Source organism: Bacteroidota bacterium, from assembly GCA_039111535.1.
In the GTDB taxonomy this organism is placed as follows: Bacteria; Bacteroidota; Rhodothermia; order Rhodothermales; family JAHQVL01; genus JBCCIM01.
The window spans coordinates 1-7,012 of sequence record JBCCIM010000264.1; the positions used below are offsets into that span (position 1 = coordinate 1).

4 protein-coding genes and 1 pseudogene are annotated in these 7,012 nt (G+C 52.1%); 1 reads left to right on the top strand and 4 read right to left on the bottom strand.

The window, feature by feature from the left end:
- The 4 genes from AAF564_24870 to AAF564_24885 all read right to left on the bottom strand — a co-directional run.
- On the bottom strand, window positions 1-329 hold a 329-nt coding region (locus tag AAF564_24870), incomplete at its 3' end, for a hypothetical protein (protein ID MEM8488802.1).
- 10 nt (window positions 330-339) lie between these two features.
- Window positions 340-2,166, bottom strand: coding sequence for a hypothetical protein (locus AAF564_24875; GenBank protein ID MEM8488803.1), 1,827 nt, complete (start codon window positions 2,164-2,166; stop codon window positions 340-342).
- 19 nt (window positions 2,167-2,185) lie between these two features.
- Window positions 2,186-5,371: an FG-GAP-like repeat-containing protein gene (locus AAF564_24880; protein MEM8488804.1), complete on the bottom strand. Its 3,186-nt coding sequence runs from the start codon at window positions 5,369-5,371 to the stop codon at window positions 2,186-2,188.
- Complete coding sequence (locus AAF564_24885; GenBank protein ID MEM8488805.1) at window positions 5,371-6,378, bottom strand: tetratricopeptide repeat protein; 1,008 nt, start codon at window positions 6,376-6,378, stop codon at window positions 5,371-5,373. Before AAF564_24885 ends, AAF564_24880 begins: the two co-directional genes overlap by 1 nt.
- 427 nt (window positions 6,379-6,805) lie before the next feature.
- Between AAF564_24885 and AAF564_24890 the strand changes: the two are divergent.
- Window positions 6,806-6,919, top strand: a pseudogene (locus AAF564_24890) (ArsR family transcriptional regulator).
- Window positions 6,920-7,012: the final 93 nt, after the last annotated feature.

Genomic DNA, 7,012 nt, shown 5'->3' on the forward strand with positions numbered 1-7,012 from the left:
AACTTGAAGCAAACCAGGAAAACGCCAATCACAAAAACAATAAAAATCGGCCAGCGAAGCGGACCTGCCTTTTCAGTAAGCGACCACAGGTTACTCATCGAAAACGATGAAGACGCTGCATCCTGCGACGCATCGAGCACAGACTGCCCGGTGTCTCCTGCAGCTTCCTGCACTACAGTCAATACGCTGGCATTGGGTGCCAACGCTGCAGCTACAAACTCTGCAGTGACCAATTCAGCCGTTGCACTATTCGCCGGCGTTGTAACTGCAGCACCCGCGAGGGTGAGCGAAAAAACAAATATTAATATGCGCATGGGGAGGGTTTTCATAGATATATACTTATTGTTGAATTCTAATCTCAACGGCATCCGCCTCTCTTCGGATAGCCTCGATATCTCTCGTAACTTCAATTGTAATTTTTCGCAGCATCTTCTGTACATACAGCTTGCGTTCATTGGATTGATGGGTGTTGCCCAACTGATCAATCCATAGCAAACTGTAGCGGTACACGCCGGGCGCAATCAGTTGCCCGTCATCTGCACGCCAATCCCACGAAAGGGAATTAGGCAACACATCTCTGCCGCCAAACGTTTTGACCACAGCATCGTCGAGCTGAACGATTTGAAGCTCCCATGATTGAATATTTTGCATGAGTGCTGCACTGTTCAGGTACAACAGGGTATGATCTGGTTCATACAGTACCAGATCTTCACGCGGCACAAACGCTGCGGGGGTTTCTGCTGCGCGTGGGTCAGAATTTCTCGGAATCGTGATTTTTATCTGCTCTTTAGAGGCTTCATTGGCATTTACCAGCGTGTTGCGCATGCCGGCTGCCTTAAGCAATTGCGAGCCGGGCCCGGTAATGGTCAGGTCCCGTGCTGAGTCTGCTGCAAGTGAGCGCCCCAGTTCGCGGATCGAAGCTTCGTAGAGCGAGGAATAAGATCCTTGCAACGCTACTTCTCCACTTATTTCATCAATTATTTCTGGCGCAACTTCTTCGCGCGCCTGCACAAAAGTGCTGTCGAGCATGCCCAAATCTTCCCTCGAAAGGCGCTGCAATGCCTCATAAGGCACGTCCTGGTTAACTTTACGCACAATTTGCTGCTCGTAGAAACGTACATAATCCGTAGAAGACGAGATATAGACTTTTGGCGCTAGTTGGGGCGTTACTTCGGGTATACTGTTCGAATAGAGATAGGACGGGATGTTGATCGGCTCGGGTAAGTCGGGTGTTCGCCCGAAATCGAAAACCACGCTAAACGTGTGCGATCCATTGGACGAAGGCCCCAGGTTACCAAAGGGCAGTTCATAGCCATAATGAACGCTGATTGGGCCGCCGACGTGTAGCTGGCCTTCCAGCCGGCCAAGTTCAAAGGCCGTGTTGCTCGACAATCTCACAAACGACCCTGAGGTCGCAACGGCTTCTACCCCAAACCGCGTTTCGAGCCCGTTAAACGTATCCACAAACTCGACCAGGGCCATCGCCGGCCCCATGCCGTAGCCTATGCCTATAAAGGACTCAATATCTTGTCGGAAAGTATCATCACCGAGCGATAGATTGGGGCGATTCAGGTTGCGAAACCCTGCAGAAAGCCGGACGTGCGGTAGCGGCTGCGCAAACGCACCAACGGATGTGGTAAGCACCGTTTTGCCGAAGCCATTGGCAAATACTGGATCCGCCGGGTCGAAGCCTACAAACTCATTCTGGTTGTACGACACATTCAAAGCTTCAACACGCACCCCAACAGACAAAAAGCGAAGTACGCGCGCAGACACAGAAGCCCCGATTGCGGTACGTTGGAAAATTGGGCTGTCAAAGTATTGCACATGGGCCCCCACGCCAAATTGATCCGAAAGGAAGAACGGTGTAGACCCCAGGGCGTACCCCTGCCGTAAAGGCGCCCCGCTGGTACCGCCAATCCCCAGGTGATAGGCTTTAGCCCCCAATGCTACGCGAGACCGCTGAAAAGACATCAGCGCTGGATTTGCAAACTGGGAAGACGCATCTTCCAGGCTCATCGACGGTCCCATCAACAAAGCCTGTCCGTTGACCGCACCCGGCGTAGACAACAGAAAAGCAACCAGTACAAACGTGCACGAAGCTATTTTGCTTACGAATTGCAGCGTTGCCCGTATCTTGTTGATATGTGCGCTTCGATTATACATGTTTTGCCGTGTCAAGAGATTATCGAGCGAGCGTGATATGTCCTGAGGCAACAACCCTGTTGTCATCCTCGACAGTGAAGAGATAAACACCTGGCTGCTGGTCTTTGCCCGATTCATCCTGACCGTCCCAGACCAAAGATCCGGCGATGAGTTCAGCCTCCGTTCGTATCAACCTGCCTTCGAAGCTGAAAATCCTTAATACGGGATCGAGCAGCCCAAATTCGGTGACTTCAAACGCAATTTCATCGTTGAAGCTATCACCGTTTGGGGTAAAAGGATTGGGCGTTACGGCCATGTCTTCCGGGACCTCTACCTCGAAGGCCTCCAGTACAAATTCGTTGTTGTCTTCGGTTACTTCGGTGACCTCAAGCAAGCCATCTACAAAGAAAGAAAGCGTGTAACTGCCTGTATCGGGAAATTCTACGGGAGCTGTGAACGCTTCCTGGGCGCCGGCGGCCAGACCGTCAAACACCATGCTTGCGACGGCTTGCCCATTGCTTCGAATTTCAACCTGAAAAGGCTGGGCAACATCAATTTCGCCGTCGTTCCGCAGTTCACCCGTAAATTCCCTGCGCTGCCCGCGACGAATCGCATCCGTTGTACCGTCTGTTCGAAAGAGGTTGGTTGCAACCAGATCCGGGAGGAGCGGACGTACCTCAACAGGATTCAGACAGGCCTGGTTATTCTCATCGGTTTGCTCCTCAATTGCCATGTTCACATCCACATCAAAACAGAAGGTATGCGTGCCTTCTTGCGTGAAGTTGAAGATCCCACTCAAAATGCCCGGCAAAACTTCGATGCCCATTCCTGGCGTATCTACATCACCAAGAAAAGCAGTAGAACCGTCGGGCTGTAGTACAGAGAACCGGCTCAAAAACGAATCAGCTACCGCAAAAAACTGGTTTTGAATACTAACCTGTAGCTGGATCGGGTCTCCCGTACGCAGGTCTACGTCTGAGAATCCCGGAGCAACAACCAGGTCTCGCGGCTGCAAATCGGGCAGCGGATTCAGGGCTGTGGCCCGCAGCATAACCTGCAGCGTATCCTGGGTACAGCCGTCGTCGGTCACAATATCCAGTGATTCCAGATAATCGCCGGCAAGGGTTGGCTGGAATGATACTTCAACCGACCCTTGTGCCCCGGCGCCAATGGTTGCCGGCAGGTTCGGACTGAGCGTTGCGAAGTTCACGGGATCGCTCAGTAAAAACTCAGTGAGCTGTGAGGGTATGTTACCCAGATTATCCAGTAACGCCAGCTGCGATTGGGGCGTGCCAATGACCACCATTCCAAAATCGAGGGTATCAGGTGAAACAGTGAGCATGGACTGTGCCCCTCGGCCTACCATTTCTACCGTTTGCTCCAGTACAAAAGGCTCAACATTATCGCCACAAGCAGCTGCGTCGATGGTTGTCCGGAGCACCAGGTCCGCAGCATAATCTCGTGCACCCGGCGGTGAAAACAAGACAGAAACCGTCGAGGACTCTCCAGGCTGCAATGAAATGGATGTAATGTCGGGTGTGTAAGCCCCTTCATCGGGACGTACACTTACGTCAACTGTGAGCGGATAATTGGTGTTGTTTGCCAGGAATACTGCACGCGTGGAGTCTTCCTGAACACATACATGGGCAAAGGTCAAGCGCTCGGGAAACACGATGAGGGGTGCTTCCCTCCCACCAACATTATACAGTACGCCCACACTGCCCGAATTTGTATTAACAAATGCCAGGTCCATGTCCCCATCCCCATCAAAATCGGATGCAGCAATGTCTGTTGGATTGGCGTCTATAGGCAACTGCGCTGCTGGATAGACAGCCGGCAAGCCCGTATCAAATGATGTGTTAGCACTGTTGATAAACGGACGAATTTCGCCGGCCAGAAAATGCGAGGACACAAGATCCAGGTCATAATCTTTCCCCATACCCAATGCTTCAGCGGCGGTATCCGTGGTGTCGATATCCGCGAGTACGAGGCCGAGTGCCGGCGAACTTGTAGAGTCTACAGCAAAAGTCACAGCAGGTTGAAGCGCCGCTGCATTGCCCGTGTTCTGAAAAACCCAGATGTCACGACTGTCTTGTGCGGCAACGGCAAGGTCAACCAGCGTATCGCCAAAACGGTTATCGGTAACCCCTAGCAGGTCACCTGAAACCAGGGCTTCTGGCGAAAACGGCACGGGGGTAGGCACCGGCGTCTCAAAAGTGCCTGAACCCGTATTGCGTAAAAAATCGAGTTGTTGATCGCCCAGGCTTGCAACATACAAGTCGAGGAAGCCATCGCTATCCCAGTCTCGTGCAATGACGCTGGATGGCGATGCGCCGACGGCGTAACGATCGGGTGTTGCAAAGGTGGCGTCGCCATTGTTGGCATGTACCCACAGCTCATCAATCCCAAATGCTGTCACCACAATGTCCTGGTCGCCATCATTGTCAAGGTCAAATACGGCAGCGCGCTTTGGGCGCTCACCCGTTTCTATCGTAGATGCTGCAAAATTGCCATCCCCCTGGTTTAGCAACAACGTCATGGTGTTGCCCAGTAAATTGCTGACGAGCAAGTCGATTTGCCCATCGCTGTTGAGGTCTCCTCCCGTGATACTAAATGGGCGCATACCAACCGTCACTTCCGTCACCTGGCTGAAACGCCGTAATCCGTTGCGCTGATTGATCATGATGGACACGGTACCTGTTGCACTGTTCGCTACAGCAAGGTCAGCAAACAGGTCGCCATCAAAATCGGCAGCAAACAAAGATACAGGTTCGCGCCCGAGGCCCAGGGGAAACTCAATAGGTCCGTTGAACTCACCAGTACCATAGTCGACGCGCGGGGTAAATTGCCACTGGTAAGCCGGCATGACAGCGCCAGAGACCGCCTGTATGCCTGAAACAATAACCGAGACCAACTCACCTTCCTTGAACGTACAAGGTGGATCGTAAACAATAGTCTGCGTAGCAGCCTCATAAGAGACATCTCCCAAACACCGCCCTCCCTCGCTGCCATATACAGCGATATCATCAACATCCACAGACCCCATATCAACGGCTTCCGTAAATGTGATCCGGATCGGATCAAACGGACGTGAGTCGCTGCTGTAAGGCCGGGGCACCACAGACTCAATTTCGAAAGCCTGTCCAAATGCGTGCTCTGCAGTTAGCAGACAGAAAAGGACAAAAATTACCAGCCAGGGATTATTGAGGTGCATCAATCGTTTCATCACATTTCACCTCCCAGCTTTGAAAGTTTAGCCTGCCACGTTTTTGCCTGCTCAAACTGTCCGAGGCGTTCGTGTGCAGCAATAAGGTTGCCTATAGCCGCCCGATCATCAGGCATGCGGGTAAGGATTTGCTCGTTCACGCCGATGACCTTTTTGAAAAATTGCAAGCCGGCATAGGCTTCGCTCAACGTCTTCAGCAGTTCGACAGGCGGCTCAGGAACAGCTGCAAGCGTTTCAAGATGAGGCAATGAGGCTTCCAGTGCGCCCGTATTAAAGAGGAAGTAAGCATAATCCCGCAAGTCTTCTTGCCCTGTTTCAAGCGCAAGCAATTGCTCAAAAATCAGGGTGGCCTCTTCATTTTCCATCAAATGCATGTGTGCATGCGCGAGCCGGCGCAAGGCAGAAGGATGCACCGGGTCAATTTTCAAGGCTTCAAGCGCGTAATTGCGTGCCGACTCAAAATCCTGGTTCACAAAAGCGATATCAGACATGTTATGCCAAGACTCAAAATCATCCGGATCCAACATAACAGCCTGGCGGTACGAAAGCGTAGCCTCTGTTAGCTGTCCTGTTTGCGTTTTTGCATATCCCAAGAGCCTGTGGCCGTCGTTGTATTCAGGGCGGATCTGTGTTGCATAAGTGAGGTGTTCGACAGCCAGCGATGCGTCGCGGTTTTCAAACGCATCAACCCCTTTTTGCATGTGCTCGCGGTAGGTCGACTCGAGCGTAAATTGAATGGACTCACTGAAGCGGGCCGTTTGCTGCTCCACGCGATCAAAAGCCTGCCGGCCTTCTGCAAATACCATATCCCGAAACAGCACTTTACCCAACCAGTAGCGCGCCTCGGAATTATCAGGATTACGCTGAAGCTCAGTTTCGAGATATTGCCGGGCAGACGCAGTATCCCCAACCCGGTCATAGTAGTTGACCTGACGAACGAGGGCACTTTCACATCCAGTCAGTAAACTGACAGCCAGCAAAAGAAAAACGTATCGATGGGCTTTCATGCGTGTCCGGCCTAAAGCCGAACGAACAGAACGGATGAACTGAGCGTGCGCGACGGGGGGATTTGCACTGCTCACTCCACCAAGAGTGCTTTGAACCAGGCCTCCTGTTTGAATTGAGGGTCGTGATCTACACTGCGGCCTGAGTGGCCTTTAGTTTCACTTGCCCAAAGCCTTCCTCAAGAACTGTGCCGACGCCCACAGCCTTTGTGGCGGGGTATTTGCCCAATTGCTAAATATGCCGATTAAAGGCATTTCAGGGGACATTTTGTTCATACAATGAAGGCTTACGAGGAAACTGTTTCTACGTGTAAACGCCTGCAGTATACGGGTAGCCCAAAGCAGTCTCGCTGCAGTCTCGTATCGATTCACTTTTGCGAACGCTGGCCCCATATCTATATCTAACCTTTGTTGAGCTAAAAAAGCTGGTATGTCACAATTCAGTTATGGCCAGTATTGTCCACTTGCACATGCGCTCGATACACTCGGAGAGCGCTGGACGCTGCTGATCATCCGTGAGCTGATGCACGGCCGTTTTCGCTTTCGATACGACAAACTCGGGTGAATTCATTACGGAAGGTTTGGACATCGATTTCGTCTGGGCTACGCCAGTCGAAGGACTGACCGTATCCGGCGC

Bases quoted from the DNA above. Each gene is read 5' to 3' on its own strand.
- AAF564_24875 (MEM8488803.1), bottom strand. From the start codon at position 2,166: ATGTATAATCGAAGCGCACATATCAACAAGATACGGGCAACGCTGCAA.
- AAF564_24880 (MEM8488804.1), bottom strand. From the start codon at position 5,371: ATGAAACGATTGATGCACCTCAATAATCCCTGGCTGGTAATTTTTGTC.
- AAF564_24885 (MEM8488805.1), bottom strand. From the start codon at position 6,378: ATGAAAGCCCATCGATACGTTTTTCTTTTGCTGGCTGTCAGTTTACTG.